Annotated in this window: 20 protein-coding genes and 3 pseudogenes; 17 read left to right on the plus strand and 6 right to left on the minus strand. The window is 50.8% G+C overall.

The window, feature by feature from the left end; all coding sequences use genetic code 11:
- The first annotated feature begins 31 nt into the window (after nt 1-31).
- On the plus strand, nt 32-739 hold the full coding sequence (locus tag J6J34_RS08380) for a M48 family metallopeptidase (RefSeq protein ID WP_301721176.1): 708 nt from the start codon (nt 32-34) through the stop codon (nt 737-739).
- On the opposite strand, the gene J6J34_RS08385 is transcribed toward J6J34_RS08380, so the two are convergent.
- Entirely contained in the window at nt 736-3,039 is a 2,304-nt protein-coding gene (locus J6J34_RS08385; RefSeq protein WP_301898862.1) for a S9 family peptidase, read from the minus strand. The two genes, J6J34_RS08380 and J6J34_RS08385, sit on opposite strands and share 4 nt — an antisense overlap.
- Before the next feature lie 104 nt (nt 3,040-3,143).
- Here J6J34_RS08385 and prlC point away from each other — a divergent pair, with 104 nt between their 5' ends.
- Nucleotides 3,144-5,210 carry an oligopeptidase A gene (gene prlC / locus J6J34_RS08390; RefSeq protein WP_301898863.1) on the plus strand — a complete coding sequence of 689 codons (2,067 nt, stop codon included), beginning with the start codon at nt 3,144-3,146 and terminating at the stop codon, nt 5,208-5,210.
- Here prlC and J6J34_RS08395 read toward each other — a convergent pair.
- Nucleotides 5,207-5,401 (minus strand): DUF2970 domain-containing protein, encoded by a 195-nt coding sequence (locus tag J6J34_RS08395; RefSeq protein ID WP_301898864.1) that lies wholly within the window; start codon nt 5,399-5,401, stop codon nt 5,207-5,209. The two genes, prlC and J6J34_RS08395, sit on opposite strands and share 4 nt — an antisense overlap.
- An 11-nt stretch (nt 5,402-5,412) precedes the next feature.
- Nucleotides 5,413-5,757 (minus strand): hypothetical protein, encoded by a 345-nt coding sequence (locus tag J6J34_RS08400; RefSeq protein WP_301835400.1) that lies wholly within the window; start codon nt 5,755-5,757, stop codon nt 5,413-5,415.
- 185 nt (nt 5,758-5,942) lie between these two features.
- Here J6J34_RS08400 and rpe point away from each other — a divergent pair, with 185 nt between their 5' ends.
- From rpe to J6J34_RS08440, 8 genes are all read left to right on the plus strand, one after another.
- Complete coding sequence (rpe, locus tag J6J34_RS08405) at nt 5,943-6,617, plus strand: ribulose-phosphate 3-epimerase (protein WP_301898865.1); 675 nt, start codon at nt 5,943-5,945, stop codon at nt 6,615-6,617.
- A 40-nt stretch (nt 6,618-6,657) separates the two neighbouring features.
- Entirely contained in the window at nt 6,658-7,662 is a 1,005-nt protein-coding gene (gene trpS, locus J6J34_RS08410; protein ID WP_301721170.1) for a tryptophan--tRNA ligase, read from the plus strand.
- Nucleotides 7,663-7,681: 19 nt separating this feature from the next.
- Nucleotides 7,682-8,275 (plus strand): anthranilate synthase component II, encoded by a 594-nt coding sequence (locus tag J6J34_RS08415; protein ID WP_301721169.1) that lies wholly within the window; start codon nt 7,682-7,684, stop codon nt 8,273-8,275.
- Between the two features lie 184 nt (nt 8,276-8,459).
- Entirely contained in the window at nt 8,460-9,662 is a 1,203-nt protein-coding gene (locus J6J34_RS08420; protein WP_301835418.1) for an aspartate aminotransferase family protein, read from the plus strand.
- A gap of 15 nt (nt 9,663-9,677) precedes the next feature.
- Nucleotides 9,678-10,697 carry an arginine N-succinyltransferase gene (astA, locus tag J6J34_RS08425; RefSeq protein WP_301721168.1) on the plus strand — a complete coding sequence of 340 codons (1,020 nt, stop codon included), beginning with the start codon at nt 9,678-9,680 and terminating at the stop codon, nt 10,695-10,697.
- Between the two features lie 27 nt (nt 10,698-10,724).
- Nucleotides 10,725-12,209, plus strand: coding sequence for a succinylglutamate-semialdehyde dehydrogenase (gene astD / locus J6J34_RS08430; protein WP_301898866.1), 1,485 nt, complete (start codon nt 10,725-10,727; stop codon nt 12,207-12,209).
- A gap of 15 nt (nt 12,210-12,224) precedes the next feature.
- Complete coding sequence (locus J6J34_RS08435) at nt 12,225-12,629, plus strand: OsmC family protein (RefSeq protein ID WP_301721363.1); 405 nt, start codon at nt 12,225-12,227, stop codon at nt 12,627-12,629.
- A complete protein-coding gene (locus J6J34_RS08440; RefSeq protein WP_301898867.1) occupies nt 12,630-13,496 on the plus strand; it encodes a 23S rRNA (adenine(2030)-N(6))-methyltransferase RlmJ in 867 nt (288 codons plus the stop codon). It abuts the gene before it with no gap.
- A 10-nt stretch (nt 13,497-13,506) separates the two neighbouring features.
- Here the strand turns inward: J6J34_RS08440 and J6J34_RS08445 are convergent, their stop codons facing one another.
- Nucleotides 13,507-14,400: a phosphoribulokinase gene (locus J6J34_RS08445; protein ID WP_301774748.1), complete on the minus strand. Its 894-nt coding sequence runs from the start codon at nt 14,398-14,400 to the stop codon at nt 13,507-13,509.
- An 87-nt stretch (nt 14,401-14,487) separates the two neighbouring features.
- Nucleotides 14,488-14,724 carry a SlyX family protein gene (locus J6J34_RS08450; RefSeq protein ID WP_301898868.1) on the minus strand — a complete coding sequence of 79 codons (237 nt, stop codon included), beginning with the start codon at nt 14,722-14,724 and terminating at the stop codon, nt 14,488-14,490.
- 87 nt (nt 14,725-14,811) lie between these two features.
- Between J6J34_RS08450 and fkpA the strand changes: the two genes are divergently transcribed.
- Nucleotides 14,812-15,603, plus strand: a complete 792-nt coding sequence (gene fkpA, locus J6J34_RS08455) for an FKBP-type peptidyl-prolyl cis-trans isomerase (protein ID WP_301721163.1) — start codon at nt 14,812-14,814, stop codon at nt 15,601-15,603.
- A gap of 271 nt (nt 15,604-15,874) precedes the next feature.
- Here fkpA and J6J34_RS08460 read toward each other — a convergent pair.
- Nucleotides 15,875-16,081, minus strand: a pseudogene (locus J6J34_RS08460) (transposase); the annotation flags it as partial.
- Nucleotides 16,082-16,143: 62 nt separating this feature from the next.
- Between J6J34_RS08460 and J6J34_RS08465 the strand changes: the two are divergent.
- From J6J34_RS08465 to J6J34_RS08485, 6 genes and pseudogenes are all read left to right on the plus strand, one after another.
- A pseudogene (locus tag J6J34_RS08465) lies at nt 16,144-16,394 on the plus strand (IS3 family transposase); the annotation flags it as partial.
- 29 nt (nt 16,395-16,423) lie between these two features.
- Nucleotides 16,424-16,630: pseudogene (locus tag J6J34_RS12515) on the plus strand (polymorphic toxin type 44 domain-containing protein); the annotation flags it as partial.
- 547 nt (nt 16,631-17,177) lie between these two features.
- Nucleotides 17,178-17,753, plus strand: a complete 576-nt coding sequence (locus J6J34_RS08470) for a hypothetical protein (RefSeq protein ID WP_301835402.1) — start codon at nt 17,178-17,180, stop codon at nt 17,751-17,753.
- Nucleotides 17,744-18,019, plus strand: a complete 276-nt coding sequence (locus J6J34_RS08475) for an RHS domain-containing protein (protein ID WP_301835404.1) — start codon at nt 17,744-17,746, stop codon at nt 18,017-18,019. Before J6J34_RS08470 ends, J6J34_RS08475 begins: the two co-directional genes overlap by 10 nt.
- A gap of 44 nt (nt 18,020-18,063) precedes the next feature.
- Complete coding sequence (locus tag J6J34_RS08480; protein ID WP_301721156.1) at nt 18,064-18,381, plus strand: hypothetical protein; 318 nt, start codon at nt 18,064-18,066, stop codon at nt 18,379-18,381.
- A 123-nt stretch (nt 18,382-18,504) separates the two neighbouring features.
- Complete coding sequence (locus J6J34_RS08485; RefSeq protein WP_301898869.1) at nt 18,505-18,987, plus strand: hypothetical protein; 483 nt, start codon at nt 18,505-18,507, stop codon at nt 18,985-18,987.
- Nucleotides 18,988-19,014: the final 27 nt, after the last annotated feature.

Raw genomic sequence — 19,014 nt, forward strand, 5'->3', positions numbered from 1 at the left:
AAGCGGCAGTGAAAGCGAGATGAAAAAAACGATGAGCTTAATCTATCCCATCCATCGCAGTAAGAATCGCCGCTCGGTCGCGATTAAAGTTCGCGATGGCCAGGTGCAGATCCATGCGCCCTGGAGACTCTCAGCGGCTAAAATACAGCAGTTCGTCGCCAGTAAAGAAGATTGGATACAAAAGCACTTGCAGCGGCAACAACAACAGCTGGCGAATTTGCAGCCGCGTCTCTGGCAAACGGGAGAACGACTGCGCTGGTTGGGCCGTCCGTTAGAGTTACAGATAGTGACAGCGACCCGCAAAAATTGCGACTGCGAAGAGAACGCGCTGATTGCGACCGTGACAGCTCGCTCCAATCCGGCCAAAGAGCCGAAAGGTATGATTCGTGCCTGGTACCAGCAGCAGGCTAAAGCCTGGTTGGATGACTTTTTCCGAGACTGGCCCGCTGACCATCCATTGCAGCCTAGCAGTTGGGAGGTGGGCAATTTCTCCAGCAAGTGGGGCCATTGCAGCCGGAAGGGGGAGTTGAAGTTTTCCTGGAAGTTATGGCTGGCGCCCGAGTGGGTCGTGCGCAACGTGGTGATTCATGAGCTTTGCCACCTGGCTGAATTTAACCACAGTAAAAGTTTCTGGACGCTGGTGGCAAGGTATTCAGACGACTATGAAGCTGCTGAGCAGTGGCTTCGTCAACACGGCATGACCGTGTTGAACGAAGCTTATCTTGATTACCCCGACTAACGGGCACCTGCAGGTAGGTGCTCACGCAGGAAATCGGTCATCATGGTACGCAGGTGCAACGTAGTTCCTTCCCCTTCACGAATGCCGTGGGTACGGTTCGGATAGGCAAAAAACTCGAACTGTTTACCATGCTTGATCAGTTCATTTACTAACCGTTCTGATCCCTGAAAATGGACATTGTCGTCGCCGGTGCCGTGCACCAGCAACAAGTCGCCCTGCAGGTTGTCCGCATGGGTGATGGCTGAAGTTTCACGGTAGCGTTCAGCGGCTTCAGGTAACAGTCCTGAATAGCGCTCCTGATAGATGGTGTCGTACAACGTCAAGTCAGGTACTGGTGCCAGTGCTATGCCAACATCGTAGGCGTCCGGGTAGCGGAACAAGGCGTTCAGCGTTTGCGACCCGCCACCACTGTGACCCCAGATGCCGACCCGTTCTTCATCAATAAATGACCAGCGGTCCAGCATGGCCTGGAGGGCATCGTGTTGATCGCGCACAGTCACTACCCCAAGGTTTTTATAAATGGAACGACGCCAGTCGAACCCGCGCGGCGACTTGGTACCACGGTTATCGATGGAAGCAACGATATACCCCTGTTGAGTTAAATAGGTGTGCCACAAAAAGCGCTCACCGCCCCAACTGTTGCTGACGGTTTGTCCCCAGGGTTCGCCGTACACATAGAACAGAATCGGGTAGTTTTTGTTCGGATCAAAATTAACCGGCTTCATAATAAAACCGTCAAGCTGCAGCCCATCCTGAGCGCGAACCTGGAAAAACTCAAAGCTACCACGGGCCAGCTCGTTCAACGCCGACTGCGCTTCGCCGTTGTCTTTGATCAAGCGGATACGCTGGTGCTGGGGCAGACTGATCATATCGACTTGTGGCATCTGAGTGACACTCGAATAAGTGTGTACTGCATAGTCAGCATTAGCGGAAAGCTGGTAGCTGTGAGTGCCGGCCTGGGCAGGCGTAAGACGCTCCAGTTTGCTGCTGCCATCGAGCGCGGCACGGAACAGATAGCGCTCCAGAGGCGTCTCGGGTGAAGCAATAAAGTAGACCCAGCCCTGCTGTTCATTGATCTGCAGCACTTCGACAACATCCCAGTTGCCGCGGGTGATTGCCGTCAGGCGACCGGTATCCCGATCCACCCGGTAAATGTGGCGATAGCCACTGCGTTCGCTCAACCAGGTAAAGCTGTCGCCACCATCAAGGAACATAACGTCATCAACGTACTCAGCCCAGCTGTCGGTGGTTTCACGGACCACTTCGGTGACGGCCCCAGAATCGGCATCGGCTAAAAACGCGCGATTGACCGCCTGCGAGCGGGTCAGTTGCTGGATAAATAATTGCTCAGAGTTACCTGCCCATTGCATGCGTACCAGATAATGCTGACGCGGGTCACCCGGCACCTTCATCCAGGTGGTTTCGCCGGTATCAGCTGACATAACGCCGATCCGCATGGACGCATTGATTTCACCGACTTTCGGGTAAGGGAAGGTCTTTAACGTCGGATAAAGCTCGTCGGTGTTGTTGATCATGGTGAACACTGGGGTACCTGAGGTATCCAATTGCCAATAGGCGATCTCTTTACCGTCCGGGCTCCAGCGGAAGCCATCCCGTAAGAAAAACTCTTCTTCGTTGACCCAGTCAAAGGTGCCGTTAACAATAGTGTCACTGCCATCGTGGGTCAGTTGGGTAATGCGGCCATCACGCAGACGTTCAACGTAGATATTATTCTGCATTACGTAGGCGACACGTTCTGCTGCGGGATCGAACTTAGCGAACTGCAAGGTGGACGCATCAGCAAAGGTACCGAGCTGAGTCAGCGAGCGCGCTTGCAGATCGAAAACCCAGTAATCGCCCAGCGTGTGGGTCCGCCATGAACGCTTGGTATTAGTGAAGATCAACAGCTTGTCGCCGGCATTCGACCAATGGTAATCGGCCACATGCAAGGGAGTATCCATGCCGGTTGGCGTTAGCTCAGTGGCGCTGATTAAAACAGTGCGCTCTTGTGTACCCGGATGGTAACGGACTAACTCACGACCTTCGCCTTCGGCGCTGTTTTCCAGTGTGGTATAACCGCTGCCATCGGCAAGCCAGCGCGTAGGAGGCACGCCACGCGCCTGATAGGTGTCAGTGTTGTAGAGTGCCTCGAGGCTTAAGCGTTCGCCATCGACCGCGGTCTGCTGTGTCACTGCTGGCGCTTCGCCCGGCAAACTGCTGCAAGCAGACAGGCCGGTAACAAGTATGGCTGCGGCCATTCCATGACGCATCTTGCGTGACCACATGTAAGCTAAATTCATGATGATTTCCCATTGTTATTTAAACTGCGACCTTGAAAAACTACGCTTTGGCCTAAGATCTACATTAAAGTAGTTACACAGCGCATTATTCAAGAGGAAGCCGAATGAGTCAAAACCCTTTATTGAGCGAGTATCGACTACCGCCGTTTGAAGAGATCAAACCCGAGCACATTGTACCTGCAATCGAAGCGCGCATTGCTGCGTGTAAAGCGACCATCGAAAAGGTTCTCGAGCAAAAGGATTTCAGCTGGAAAGGCTTGGTAGCGCCTTTAGAAGATCAAGACGATCTATTGGAGCGCAGTTGGTCTCCGGTGGCGCATCTTAATGCCGTGGTGAGTTCTGTTGAGCTCCGTGAAGCGCACGATACGTGCCTGCCTATGCTCAGCGACTACGGCACCTTTGTCGGACAGCATCAGGGTTTGTTTAAAGCTTTTCAGGCGCTCAAAGCAAGTGACGACTACGCGACCTTGTCGGAAGCTCAGCGCAAAGTGATTGACGATACCCTGCGCGATTTTGAACTGTCCGGTATTGCTCTGCCAGAGGACAAAAAAAAGCGCTATGCAGAAATCCAGACGCGCTTATCGGACCTTGCCTCCACGTTCAGTAACCACTTACTCGATGCCACCGATGGTTGGCACTATCTGGTGACCGATGAGCAACGTTTGAGCGGTTTACCCGAAAGTGCCGTCGACGCGGCCGCGAGTGCCGCTGCGGAAAATGACCAGCAAGGCTGGCGTTTTACACTGGCCATGCCCAGCTACCTGCCGGTGATGATGTACGCCGATGATGCAGAATTACGCAAAGTCATGTACCAGGCGTTTACTACGCGTGCGTCCGATCAGGGCCCGCAAGCAGGGGAGTTTGATAATACAGCTGTTATGGCTGAAACACTGGCGCTGCGACACGAACTCGCGCAACTGTTAGGTTTCCGCGACTATGCTGAACTCAGCCTGGCGACCAAGATGGCGGAATCGGCCGACCAGGTAGAGCAATTTCTCATGGATCTGGCCGAGCGGTCTTTGCCGCAGGCTCACGCAGATTATCAGGAAGTTCTCGACTTTGCGCAGAGTGACTATGGCATCAACCAGCTGGAAGCCTGGGATGTGGCCTACTTCAGTGAGAAGCTCAAGCAGCAGAAGTATGCAATCTCGGACGAAGAGTTGCGTCCCTACTTTCCCGAAGAGCAAGTATTAAAAGGCTTGTTCACTGTGGTCGAGCGTTTGTTTGGAATTAACGTTGAGGAGCAGACGCCACCGTCGCGTTATCACGATAACCTGCGTTATTTTGTCATTGGCGACAGCAAGGGCGAGCTCCGCGGTAGCTTTTATCTTGATCTCTATGCCCGCAATGGTAAACGTGGTGGCGCCTGGATGGCTGAATGTGCGGTGCGTCGTGTCGACAGTGCCAACAAACTGCAATTTCCGATTGCTTACCTGACCTGTAACTTCAATAAACCTGTAGGTGACAAGCCAGCGCTGTTCACCCACGATGAAGTATTGACCCTGTTCCATGAGTTTGGTCACGGCCTGCACCACATGCTCACCAAAGTTGATGTTGCAGGAGTATCGGGCATCAACGGGGTAGCCTGGGATGCGGTCGAGTTGCCGTCACAGTTTTTGGAAAACTGGTGCTGGGAACCGGAAGCTCTGGCTGTGATATCAGGCCATTACGAAACCGGTGACCCGTTACCTGAAGATCTGCTTAATAAGATGCTCGCAGCACGCAATTTCCAGTCGGCGATGCAAATGGTTCGTCAGTTGGAGTTTAGCCTGTTTGATCTGCGCATCCACCGCGATTACGATCCCGCGCAAGGTGATCAGATACAAGCGGTGCTGGACACCGTGCGCGATCAGGTCGCAGTAAGGAAACCACCGGCATACAATCGTTTTCAACATGGTTTTGGCCATATTTTTGCCGGCGGCTATGCCGCGGGATATTACAGTTACAAGTGGGCTGAAGTGCTGTCGGCAGATGCTTTTAGTCGTTTTGAAGAGGAAGGTATTTTTAATTACGACGTCGGCAGGGATTTCCTGGAGGCGATTCTGGAGCGCGGTGGTTCGCGTGAGGCAATGCAGCTGTTTAAAGAGTTTCGCGGTCGCGAGCCGCAAGTTGAAGCCTTATTGAGTCATTCAGGGATCACGTCCCTGGAACATGCTGGTACTCCCCTTTAAGGGAGTACCCAGTTGACGATTAGCAATAAGGTCACCACGAATAGCACAATAAAGAACACGCCAATGCCGATAAAGAGGCCGGGATGCCCCTTGCTGAAGTCGCGTTGGCGGTTTTCTTCGCTTTGCACACCAAAAAGCGCCGCGAGAACGCTGAACACCACTGTGAACACGCTCGGTTTGGAGTCTTTCATCTTCGGCATGGTTAGCTCAGGCTTACTTTCTTATTACTGCTGTAGTCGCTTTGGTCTTGCCTGGAGTCACTGAAAAGAAGTTCGAAGAGATCGAGAAAGTGGAACTGAGTAGAGCGGCTGTGGCCAGAAAACCATGAGCTCCAGGATAATTCATTTTGCATGATGCGGTTGGCGCACTGCTGCATAACTTCAGGTTGTTCTGAATTCTGTAACAATTTCTGACAGTCTTTCTCGGATGCAGTTAACGCCGACTGACCCACATCAGTAAAGAGTACGGCACCCAGCATCAGGCTAGCGACAACAAAGCCACTGGCAACCCGTTTACGCTGGCGCTGTAATTGCAGACGTAACTGCATTTGGAAACTCCTGACTTGCGGACGTCGTCGTTGTTTGCATGAATATCGTACAATCTACCAGCTTTAAGCCTGCCTTGCCAAGCGATTTGGCTCATTTTTTTAACTGGCAAGCGCGGGTCTCTCTGGTACACTAGTGCACTTTCTAAGCATGCATACACGCAACTTTAAAGCTAACGGGAATCAGCATGACAGACTTTCTTATTGCCCCATCAATCTTATCGGCTAATTTTGCCCGGCTGGGCGATGAAGTGGACGCAGTTTTGAAGGCTGGCGCAGATGTCGTTCACTTTGATGTGATGGATAATCATTTTGTGCCGAATCTGACCATTGGTCCTATGGTTTGTAAGGCTTTGCGTGAGCATGGCGTCACTGCGCCAATCGACGTGCATCTGATGGTGCAGCCGGTTGAACGTATGATTGACGAGTTCGCTGCCGCCGGCGCTTCAATTATTAGCTTTCATCCCGAGGCCGCAACCCATGTCGACCGCTGCCTGCAACAGATTCGTGACCATGGCTGCCAGGCGGGGTTGGTATTTAACCCGGCGACGCCATTACATTATCTCGACTATGTCATGGACAAGGTTGACGTGATTTTGTTGATGTCGGTGAACCCCGGCTTCGGTGGCCAGAAGTTTATCCCGGCAACCCTGGATAAGCTGCGCGAAGCACGGCAACGCATCGATGCCAGTGGCATGCCGATCCGCCTGGAAATCGACGGTGGCGTGAAAACAGAGAATATCGCAGAGATCGCGGCTGCGGGCGCCGATATGTTCGTCGCCGGATCTGCGATTTTTAATCAGCCAGATTACGCGCAAGTGATCAGTGCGATGCGGGCCGAGCTCGCAACAGTCGCAAAGTAGTCACGGGTTCAGTATTGCAAGGAAGGTAACGGACGTATTTATGAGCAAACCTATTGTATTAAGTGGCTGTCAGCCATCAGGACAACTTTCGATTGGTAACTACATTGGCGCGTTGCGGCAGTGGGTGAAAATGCAGGCGACCCACGACTGCCGGTTTATGCTGGTTGACTTGCACGCCATAACGGTGCGACAAGAGCCGCAAGAGCTGCGCGAGGCGACCCTGGATGGCCTGGCGTTGTACATGGCCTGTGGTCTTGACCCTGAGCAGAGCACGATTTTCGTGCAGTCTCACGTCCCGCAGCATGCCCAGCTGGCCTGGATTCTGAATTGCTACACGCAAATGGGCGAGCTGAATCGCATGACCCAGTTCAAGGATAAATCCGACCGTCACGCGCACAATATTAATGCCGGTTTGTTTACCTATCCGGCGTTGATGGCCGCTGATATTTTACTGTATCAGGCCAACGAAGTACCGGTAGGGAACGACCAGAAGCAGCACCTGGAACTGGCGCGCGATGTTGCGACCCGTTTCAACAACATCTATGGCGATGTCTTTACCATTCCGGATCCTTTTATTCCGGAAGTCGGCGCGCGGGTCATGAGCCTGCAAGACCCGACCAAAAAAATGTCAAAGTCAGATGATAATCCGAATAATTTCATCGGTTTGCTGGAAGAGCCCAAGAAAATTAGTAAGAAACTGAAACGCGCGGTCACTGATTCTGACGAACAAGCGCGCATTTTCTTTGACCCGGAAGAGAAACCTGGCGTCTCCAATTTACTTTCTATTTTGTCAGCAGCAACGGGACGCACCATTGCTGAGCTGGTTCCCGACTACGAAGGTAAAATGTACGGTCATCTGAAAACCGATACTGCGGACGCTGTGGTGGCAATGCTTGAGCCTATTCAACAGCGCTATCATGAGTACCGTACAGATATGGACTTCCTGAATCAGGTCATGGCGAAAGGTGCTGACAAAGCAAGCAGCTACGCTGACGAGACCTTGCGTAAGGTTTATGATGTTATCGGTTTTGTGCCCCGTCCTTGAGGGCTAAGAGCGACGTACCATGCTGTTGATGATCGACAATTATGATTCGTTCACCCACAACGTGGTGCGTTACTTTCGCGAACTCGGCGCTGAAGTCAAGGTTGTGCGCAATGATGCCATCACCTTGGCCGACATCGCTGCACTGCCTGTCACTGGCATCGTACTCTCTCCCGGGCCTTGCACGCCCAACGAAGCGGGTGTCTGCCTGCAGGTTATCGAGCAACTGGCAGGTAAAGTGCCCATTCTCGGCGTCTGCCTTGGTCATCAGGCCATCGGTCAGGTCTTTGGGGGCCAGGTCGTAAGAGCCGCGCAGGTGATGCATGGCAAAACCTCACAGCTTGAGCATGGTGGCGAAGGGCTGATGAAAGGGCTACCCGCGACCTTTAGAGTGGCTCGTTATCACTCACTGCTACTGGCCCCAGAAACGATACCTGACTGTCTTGTAATTGACGCCTGGACCACCGGAGCGGCAGGCGAGCGCGAAATCATGGCGCTACATCATCGACAATTGCCAGTTTGGGGGGTGCAATACCATCCGGAAGCAGTCGAAACTGAATACGGACATGCGGTATTACAGAATTTCCTTGATGCCTGCGCATCTTTTCGGCGTTAACTATTCAGCATAAACCACTCCAGTCCGAATACTTATGCAAGCTTCCCGCACGCTTAACCTGATTCGCTGAACGCACTGTTTTTTCTGCTCTTCCGCCACGACAATACAGCTATTTTCTGCAATAATACTGCCACTCAAACTATCCGTAAGAGAATCCGAAAGAGAGGAATTTATGGCAGATCAGATGAAGGTTACCCGCGCGACGTTTAACGACGTGATGGTTCCAAACTACAACCCGGCAAAAATGGTTCCGGTAAAAGGCGAAGGTTCACGCGTCTGGGATCAGGACGGCACTGAGTATGTAGATTTTGCTGGCGGTATTGCGGTGAACTGTCTGGGTCATTGTCATCCGGCTATGGTGAACGCACTGACCGAGCAAGGCAACAAGCTTTGGCACCTCAGTAATGTATTCACCAATGAGCCGGCCATGCGGTTGGCGAAAAAGCTGACCGATGCAACTTTTGCGGAGCGTGTCTATTTTGCGAACTCTGGCGCGGAAGCGAACGAAGCCGCGTTAAAGCTGGCGCGTCGCTGGGCGTTGGATAACCATGGCGCTGGCAAAGACCAGATTGTCGCCTTCGCCAAAGGCTTCCACGGCCGGACATTTTTCACCGTAACCGTCGGTGGACAACCTGCGTACTCTGAAGGATTCGGACCAAAACCAGGTGGCATCGAGCACGTTGACTACAATGATCTGGCGGCACTCGAAGCGCAAATGTCAGATAAGACCTGTGCCGTGATGATGGAGCCTCTGCAAGGTGAAGGCGGCGTGATCAGCCCTGACCTTGAGTTTGTCAAAGGCGTGCGCGCTTTATGTGATAAGTACAATGCCTTATTGATTTTTGATGAAGTTCAGACCGGCTTTGGCCGCACTGGCAGCCTATATGCCTACCAGCAACTGGGTGTGACACCAGACATTCTGGCTTCAGCAAAATCTCTTGGTGGCGGCTTCCCCATTGGCGCGATGCTGACAACTGCAGCTATTGCTGAGCATCTTAAACCTGGCACGCATGGCAGTACTTACGGCGGTAACCCGCTCGCTTGTGCGGTTGCTGAAGCCGTGTTTGACGTCGTCAACACTGATGAAGTGCTGGCAGGTGTCAAAGCACGCGAAGAGTTATTCAAAACTAAGCTGGCTGAAATCAACGAACGTTACGGCATCTTTAAAGATATCCGTGGCAAAGGCCTGTTAATCGGTGCTGAGCTGAGCGACAAGTACGAAGGTAAAGCGCGTGACTTCCTGAATGCAGGCGCGGATGAGGGTGTGATGGTGCTGGTTGCTGGGCCTAGTGTGATTCGCTTCACACCATCCTTGATCATTCCTGAAGCAGATGTGCTAGAAGGTTTGGCACGTTTTGAAAAAGCCATAGCAAAACTCGTCGGATAAGACGGCGGAGCCTTTATGTTAGTGGTACGTCCAATTACGCCGCAGGATTATGCGGCGCTTTACACTTGCGCGGTTGAGTCCGGCTATGGCTTTACGTCATTGCCGGTCGATGAGAGCTTGCTGCGCCGACGCATTGCCCGCGCGCAGGAAGCCTTTGCCCGTGAGCACGTCAGTGAACCTGGCGAAGAAGGCTATCTGTTCGTGATGGAAGACACAGAAACCGGTGAAATAGCTGGCTGCAGCGGCATTGAAGCTGCGGTCGGATTAACCGATGCCTTTTATCATTATCGCCTGGGAAAGGTCGTCCATCATTCTAAAGAGCTCGATGTCTACAATGCTTTGGAAACGCTGACCCTGTGTAATGACTACACAGGCGTGAGTGAGTTGTGCACGCTCTTTTTGCGCGAACCCTTTCGAAAAAATCAAAACGGGCGCGTGCTGTCACGTTTTCGGATGCTGTTCATGGCTGAGTTCGCCGAGCGTTTTAGTCAGTTCGCCATTGCCGAAATGCGAGGCATTTCTGATGAAAACGGCGCGTCGCCTTTTTGGGGCTGGTTGGAGAAGCATTTCTTCAACATGGACTTCAATCAGGCTGACTACCTCACCGGAATAGGTGAGAAAGCCTTTGTCGCTGAATTGATGCCGCAGTTTCCACTCTATGTGAAGATGCTTGAGCCTGAAGCTCAGGCGGTCATCGGCAAGGTCCATGACAATACCCGGCCTGCCCTACGTATGCTTGAAAATGAAGGTTTCCGCTTCCGCGGCTACATTGATATTTTTGATGCCGGACCGACGGTTGAAGTGGAAGTGGCCAATATTAAAAGCGTTCGCGCCAGTCAACGGAAACCGGTCCGCATTGCTGACGTTCCGTCTGACAACACAGCTGACGTGATTTTGTGTAGCACGCGCGTGGCAGATTTCCGCGCCGGACGTGCCACCATACAAGAACATCCCGATCATATTGTTATCTCCCCCGAAACGGCTGACCAGTTGCGCCTGCAAGACGGGGATCATGCGCGCTTTGTCGCGTTGTAAGTGGACTCAAACTACGAGGAACACACTATGTCAGAACAAAATTTATTTATCGACGGCGAATGGCTCGTTGGCGAAGGTGACGAATTTAAGTCAATTAACCCAGCGCGCGATGAAGTCGTATGGGCCGGCCGCTGTGCTTCAGCAGAGCAAGTTGACGCTGCGGTCATGGCCGCGCGGGAAGCGTTCATCGACTGGACCGATCGTGAATTCGACGAGCGCCTGGCGATTTGCAAAAAGTTCTCTGAATTATTAGCAGAGAACAAACAGGAATTTGCTGAAATTATTGCCGAAGAGACTGGCAAACCAGTCTGGGAAACCTTGACCGAAGTCGCTGCCATGATCGGCAAAGTTGCGATTTCTGAGCGCGCTTACCATGAGCGTACAGGTACCGTTGAAAACCCAATGCCAGCTGGCAAAGCCTTTATTCGCCATAAAGCGCACGGTGTCGTTGCTGTTTATGGACCTTATAACTTCCCAGGCCATCTACCAAACGGTCACATTGTGCCGTCACTTCTGGCCGGGAATACCGTTGTATTTAAGCCCAGCGAGATGACACCTAAGGTTGCAGAATATACGGTGAAGTTATGGCAACAAGCGGGGTTACCGAAAGGTGTTCTTAACTTGGTGCAAGGATTGGTCGAGACCGGTAAGGCCCTCTCTGCGCATCCGCAGATCGATGGCTTGTTCTTTACGGGTTCTTCAGGCACCGGCCACGTGCTGCACAAGCAATTTGCCGGACGCCCGGACAAAATTCTGGCGTTAGAGATGGGGGGCAACAACCCACTTATCGTGAAAGATGTTGAAGATATCGATGGCGCTGTGCACGACATCGTCCAATCTGCGTTTATCACTTCAGGCCAGCGTTGCACCTGTGCTCGCCGCTTGTTTATTGAGCGCAGCGATAATGGTGATGCCATTCTCGAACGCTTACTCGAAGTGACCAAGCAAATTGAAGTCGGCGACTATGCCGCAGAGCCACAGCCGTTTATGGGCGCGATGATTTCTGCCAAAGCCGCCAATGAGATGGTCAAAGCGCAAAACGATCTAGCCGCTGCCGGTGGCAGCGTATTGGTGCGGATGCAGCAAGAAGATCATCATCTCGGCTTTGTCACTCCGGGTATTATCGACGTGACCAACGTTGAAGACATGCCAGATATTGAGCATTTTGGTCCGTTGTTGAAAGTCTACCGCTACACGGATTTTGACGAGGCGATTAAAGAAGCGAACAACACCAGCTTTGGCTTATCTGCCGGTATTTTATGTGATGAAGAAGACACCTATCGCTACTTCTTTAAGCGTATCCGTGCAGGCATCGTCAACTGGAACAAACCCATCACTGGCGCGAGCAGTGCCGCACCTTTCGGAGGTATTGGTGCCAGTGGTAATCACCGCGCAAGTGCTTATTATGCGGCAGATTATTGTGCGTACCCGGTCGCCTCTGTCGAAGCCGAAAAGGTCAACATGCCAGAGAAATTACTGCCTGGTCTGCATTTCGACAAGCAAGAGGGTTAAGTTATGGCAGCAGCAATGAAATCAACTGTCGAATGGCAACAGGGCATGGTCTTTAAGGCCACCTCAGGCACCGGTCACGACGTCCTCCTCGATGGCGATAAAGCCGTGGCTGGTTCTCCCATGGAGTTGGTGCTTGCTGCGGCAGGAGCCTGTTCATCCGTAGACGTGGTGAGTATTCTGGAAAAAGCACGGCAGCAGGTCACGGGCTGTCGCTGCGAAGTCAACGGTGAACGCGCTGATGCAGTGCCGGCCGTGTTTACGAAGATCCACCTGCATTTTGTGGTGACGGGTAAAGATGTTGCAGAAAAGCACGTCGAACGCGCCGTTCAACTGTCGGCCGAAAAGTATTGTTCGGTCGCAAAGATGCTGGAAGCCGCTGTCGAAATGTCACACAGTTACAGTATCGAGCAGGCCGACTAAGTGAACTATCGCCATAGTTATCATGCCGGTAATTTTGCTGATGTAATGAAACACGCTCTGCAATGGGCGTGTTTGTCGTATCTGCAGCAAAAGGAAAAGCCGTTCTGGTTATTGGACACCCATGCCGGAATCGGTATGTACGATTTGCAGGGCGAGCAGGCGCAAAAAACTGCGGAATGGGAACTTGGCATCAAACGCCTGTTGCAGGCGGAGGATGTACCTGAAGCCCTTACCGGTTACGTGCAGGCGGTGCGTGATTTGAACCTGCCAGAGGACAGCTGCCGCTGGTATCCGGGCTCGCCCTATCTGGCGGCGTTGCAGTTACGTGAGCAGGACCAGCTGACCTTGTGCGAACTTCACCCTGAAGACGCACAGCTTCTGGCCGAAAATGTTGTACAGGATTTTCCCCGGAGCCAACGCATAACCGTTGCTGGCGGTCGGAATGGCTTTGCTGCATTAAAAGCACTGACCCCGCCACCTATCAAGCGGGGCATGGTCTTGATCGACCCACCGTTTGAACAACCGGACGAGTTTGCGCAGGTGATTAATGCGCTGGCTGACGGCACCAAACGCTGGGCGAACGGAACTTATGTGGTGTGGTATCCGATTAAGGATCCCGTGGTTGCCAGTGAGTTTCAACAGGCCGTTGCTGACTTGCCGCAGGTCAGCAAAGCTATGGCTGTTGATTTATTGATTCGCGGAGCGCAAGACTCGAGCCGCTTAAACGGTTGCGGCATGCTGTTTATTAATCCGCCTTATGGCGTGGTGCAACAGTTGCCGACCATCATGAACTTCCTGACCCCTTTTCTTAAACAAGAGCGCGGTGCCGAATGGCAAAGTCACTGGCTGGTGGGTGAAGAAGACTAGTTCTTCAAAGTTAACTCTTCAACCAGCCTGGCTTGCCACCGTGTAGTTTGGCGAACATCATTTCTTCAATCAGCGGTGCCAGTATCAACTCCATCGCAAATACCATCTTGCCGCCCGGTACCACCAGGGTATTCATGCGCGACATAAATGAACCATCGATCATTTGCAGATAGTAGGGGAAATTGACGTTACGCATGCCGCGAAAACGGATCACGACGAAACTCTCATCTAACGACGGAATGTCTTTCGCGCTGAACGGGTTCGAGGTATCTACGGTCGGCACCCGTTGGAAGTTAATATGGGTACGCGAAAATTGCGGCACGATGTGATGGATGTAATCTTCCATGCTGCGCACTATGCTTTGCGTTACCGCTTCGCGACTATGGCCTCGCTCGGCAGTGTCGCGGAGCAGCTTCTGGATCCATTCCAAGTTGACGATGGGAACCATGCCGATCAGCAAATCGACGTACTTAGCGACGTCGTGGTCGGTCGTTTTTACGCCACCATGAAGGCCTTCGTAAAACAGCAGGTCGGTATCATCCTGCACCGGCTCCCAGGGCGTGAAGGTGCCTGGCATCTGATGATAAGGCACGGCGTCATCAAAATTGTGTAGATACCGCCGCACTTCGCCTTTGCCACTTTCGCCATATTCGCGAAATAACGCCTCTAACCGGTTAAAATCATTCGCTTCTGGCCCGAAGTAACTGATATGACGGCCTTGTTCCTGTGCTTTACGGATGGCAACGTCCATTTCCGGGCGCGAGTACAGGTGGAAGCTGTCACCCTCAACACAGGCCGCAGTGAGATCCTGCGAACGGAAAATATGCCGCAATGCCTGACTGGTGGTGGTGGTGCCTGCTCCTGATGAGCCGGTAACCGCAATAATTGGATGTTTGACCGACATGCTGACTCCGTTAAAGTTGAATGAATGTTATACGGGGTCAGCTAACAGCGGTCAAGTTAAGCTCGAATTGCTGGCTCCACCGGGCCATTAATAATGCGGTGGCACATCGGACGCAGGGTCGTTGTTGTCGTTATCGTCACTGCGCTCCTGCAGCTGTTGCAGGCGCTGCCCAAGCAGTTGCAATTTATGCTGCATAAGTTGCAGTTGTTCAGATTGTACGGTGACCAATTGATTGAGAGTTTCAATCGTGTCATCTTGAAACGCTAACCGACTTTCTAAATCGGCAACGCGCGTTTGCAGTTCACTCTCATGCTGTTCAGCCATAGGCAAATGCACCTGTTTATGTGTAGTATAGTGATCGCGACAAATTAGACCTTGTTAGACGCAAGAATTCAATCATGGAGTAAGTGAATGAGCTATTTAAAAAAGACTTTAGCGCTTAGCCTTGTTGCTATCGCGATTAGCGGTTGTACTCAGCAAAAGCAGGAAGCCTATCCTGTTTCTGAAAAAGCACCAACAGAAGAGCAGGCGAAAATGGCTTATGCTCTGGGTGCGTCAGTGGGTACTTTTGTGAACAGTAACCTGGATGAGCAAGAGAAAATGGAGTTCGTGCTTGACCGTAACCAAGTTATTGCTGGGTTTGTTGATTCACTGAAAGCTGAATCGAAGTTAACCGAAGAAGAACAGCAGCAACTACTTACGGATATGCAAAAGCAGTTCACCGAGAAAAAAGCAGCCAATTTGGGTGCTGAAGCGCAAGCAACGGGTGAAGCTTACCGAGCTGAAAATGCCGAGAAAGAAGGCGTTATGGTGACCGAGTCAGGCCTGCAGTACGAAGTGCTGACCGAAGGCGCTGAAGGTGGAAAGCAGCCTGCAGCCGACGATATTGTTGAAGTTCACTACGAGGGAACCCTTGTTGACGGAACCGTCTTTGACAGCTCTGTCGAGCGCGGTGAACCAGCAGTATTCCCACTCAACCGAGTGATCCCAGGCTGGACCGAAGGTGTGCAGTTAATGAGCGTAGGTGACAAGTACCGCTTCGTTATCCCACCTGAATTAGCTTACGGTGATCGTGAAGTCGGTGGCGGCACAATTCCACCGAAATCAACGCTCATCTTCGAAGTTGAGCTGCTTGACGTAAAAGACAAGCCAGCAACTGAAGCAGCGCCTGAAGCAGCTGCAGACGTTGAAGCACAGGGCTAAGCCTTAAGCTTCCTTAAGCTCCCTTAAGAAAGCATAGAAAAGCGCCGTTCACCGGCGCTTTTTTTTTTGCAACCTCAACCCGGATACGCAAGTCACTGTAGATGGCCCCGACGAAGAACAGCAGCGACGCACGCGTTTGGATTTGAGCAGACCATATAGGCTACTGATGACCACCCATTTTATGTAATAGAGAAGGGGTGGCAGACGACAATTGAACTAACAGTTGGTGATGAAATTGAAACCGACGGCAATGGTTCGATGAGAGTCGTCACTCTTTTCTTAAACGCTTTAGTTCAGCCTGTTCTTCGGTTTGAACAGCGTGTTTTTCTGCTTCTGGACCGTACTTCTTAACCCAGGCGTACAAACTATGAACGGAAACATCGAGCCGTCTTGAAACGTCAGCAACAGAATAACCTTTATCGGTAATTTGCCGGACAGCTTCGATTTTAAATTCTTCAGGGTATCGGTTGTTACTCATAAGAACCTCTTTTATGCCATTATCAATGGCTATGAGGTGTCTAGCAAATCAGTGGCGATTCACTTAAATCTAATCACCTGGTGAGCAGCATGAGTGCGGTCGGTCACTGCAGTGACAACGCCGCCTGTGAAGGATTTTTTGGGATACTTAAGCGGGAAAGAGTGAATTATCGCCTGTACCGAACCAGGGATGAAGCGCGTTCAGATATCTTTGATTATATTGAGCGGTTTCATAATCCAAGAATGCGTCGTAGACTGGCAAAACGAGATCAGCAGTTTACTGCGATTTTAAACCGTCCGTGAAAACGGGGTAGAACCCCAACAGGGACGTCAATATCAGGATTTTGGTAACTTTAACTACGGCGCTACTGCCGAGGCTCTCGGTATACCCTCTGATGTCGCCGACAGGGCTGCGGGGATTGCTCAAATAAGAGCTGGAACGTCTGTTTCAGCATGGGGAAATCCGTTGGGTGGGTTTCCTTATGGCGACGATCCAGCGGACCAAATACAGATACAGAAGGGAAGGCAATACTGTCAATGCTCTCAATAATAAAAAAGTATTTGATCACTGTTGGGATGTCGGGCCTTCTCTTTGGTTGTGGCCAACCATCTACTCGGATCGCCTATCACCTTTCACTCTCGCAGTACAACGCAGAGGCCTTGATTCTTGAAGAGAACTACGGAGCCACAACGTCTTTCGTTTATAAGTTATACATATGCGATGAAGGGAGAGTTGGCATGAGCAAGTGCGGTAAGGAGTTGCTTGTTGTTGATAAGCTTCATTTGAGTGAAATCGACGTCAGATTAGTTGGTGAGACATTGATAGTGTCGTTACCTGACATCGCTAGAGTTCATCATTTTAGTAATTTTTGGTATTCGAAGGGCAACCCACTACAGCATCCTGTACCCATTGAACTTGAATTGAGAACGACAAATACTCTAAATGTTCGAGAATAGGCTGCTAGATTAGACAGCTGACATTATGGGAGTTCGGTGTTGATCAGGGTGAATACGGCAGTTAGCAACTTTAACGCTGCATCTGGCACTCTAGGGGTTTTCATGGTAGTTGCCGTTGGAACATGTGGAAGCTTGCTAAGATGAAAAATCCATTATCGCCGTTTTGGACGCTCGTTGTGAGCGTCACCCTCTTCTTATTTGCTTCGCAACTGCTATTGAAATATGCAGATAGCGCGCGGTTTTGGCTGCAACAAAAACTTGCGCCGGTAACGGCAGAAAGTCACACGATTTTTCAAGAAGCGCTAGGAAATCACTACATCGTTGCTCCGTATATGGAGCAATACTACTACTTAAGCCCTTACTATTACACGCCGTTTGATGCCGCATATAATTGGCACAAAATGACCAGCGCTACAGAGTATCAAGCATGTGCAATACGCTCGCAATTATGTATCCCAGGTGTTGTTTTTCATCCAAGCAAAAGTGCGGCTGAAATGTTCGAAATTTATGCGGATATGATGCGGCAAGGCAAGATTCTTGGAAAGGCGTACTACTGTGTTGGCGGTGTGTTGGCGATTGGCAATGACACTATCGACGAACAGGAGCTAAAAGATCGGAAGGTTAAGATATTATCGTTTTCAACGTCAAGTGGCACGTATATAGTTGATGGCCTACCGGAAGATCAGTTGAAACAGTGGAGAGGGCGTTGTTCATAGCACTCAAAAAGCAAAAGAACTATGTTTTGCTTGAAGGCGAGCTGGTTGCGCTTGTTTATAATGATGAATTGTACTTTGTCCACAACGACCACTTAGGTCGCCCGCATAAGGTAACCGATGATGCGAAAGCGGTGGTTTGGGAGGCCGTTTTGCAAAGCTTTGACCGCAGCGTTGTGAGCTCTAGCATAGGTACGCTGAATATCGGCTTCCCAGGTCAAATCAGGACTTTGGTAATTTCAACGACGGTTCTAGAGCTGAGGCTTTAGGTATTCCATCTGATGTTGCCGATAAGGCTGCGGGTGTAATGTTAATGAATAACATCATAGAAGACGAAATCAGGTGCAAATGCACGAAACGGATTGCTGAGATATTTCGAGTTGATAAAGGAAGCTTAGGCGACGATACCGATTTAACAAAACTGTGTGAGGCCCAATCGGCAAGGTTTTGGAAACGTAACGTGGCTGATAAGGTGCTAGATGATATAAGAGATGCTGCGGGTAAAGAGTCGCTCAAACTGCTAAATAGTGGTGAATTCGAGGTGAGAACTTTTGCTGACTATGTCCGGTTTATGCAGATATGTTACGAAGAAAATCCGAGACTTGTTCAAATAGTGATAGGTGAGGTTTGACGTGCCTGCAGAAGCCGTTTCGATGACATCTCCCGGAAATTATTCTTTGTTCTTGGGAGACAACAACTGCCAAGATTATGTAGATAGAGTGATCGATAACTATAAGAAGCTGAGTGACTAAAAATGAAAATCGCGGTTGTTCTTGTTCTTGTTCTTGTGGCTATTGTATCCGTCATGGGGCTCCCATATATCTATCGATTACTTGATCTGTATACGGCAAATCAAGAGAAGTTTCTGCCAATTGCTCAAGCCAACCTCACTGAAGATTTATATAAACTTGATTTTTCACCCCCGCGCTCGGGGTATTTTGAGGTTGGATTGCTATCCAAGGATGGGGTTTCGGTCGAAACTTTGCAGACACTATCGATGAATGGTCATTTAAAAATAGAGCGTGGTCGAGATGTATTATGGGAGATGGATATAGATAAACCTCTTCATTTTCGGTCTCCTAATAATCCCGAAATAGTTAATAAGGCAATTCTATTTCAGTTTCCCGTTAACACGCTGATCAATAGTACACCGTTGAAGATAAGCTACCAGCCTGAAAGTGACGAACCTAACACAAAGTTCCCTATAATTTATGTTTCGATTAGCGCAGCGTACTAGTATAGGGGCTGAATATCGGCTTTACTC

Source organism: Pseudidiomarina terrestris (assembly GCF_030466405.1).
Taxonomy (GTDB): Bacteria; Pseudomonadota; Gammaproteobacteria; order Enterobacterales; family Alteromonadaceae; genus Pseudidiomarina; species Pseudidiomarina terrestris.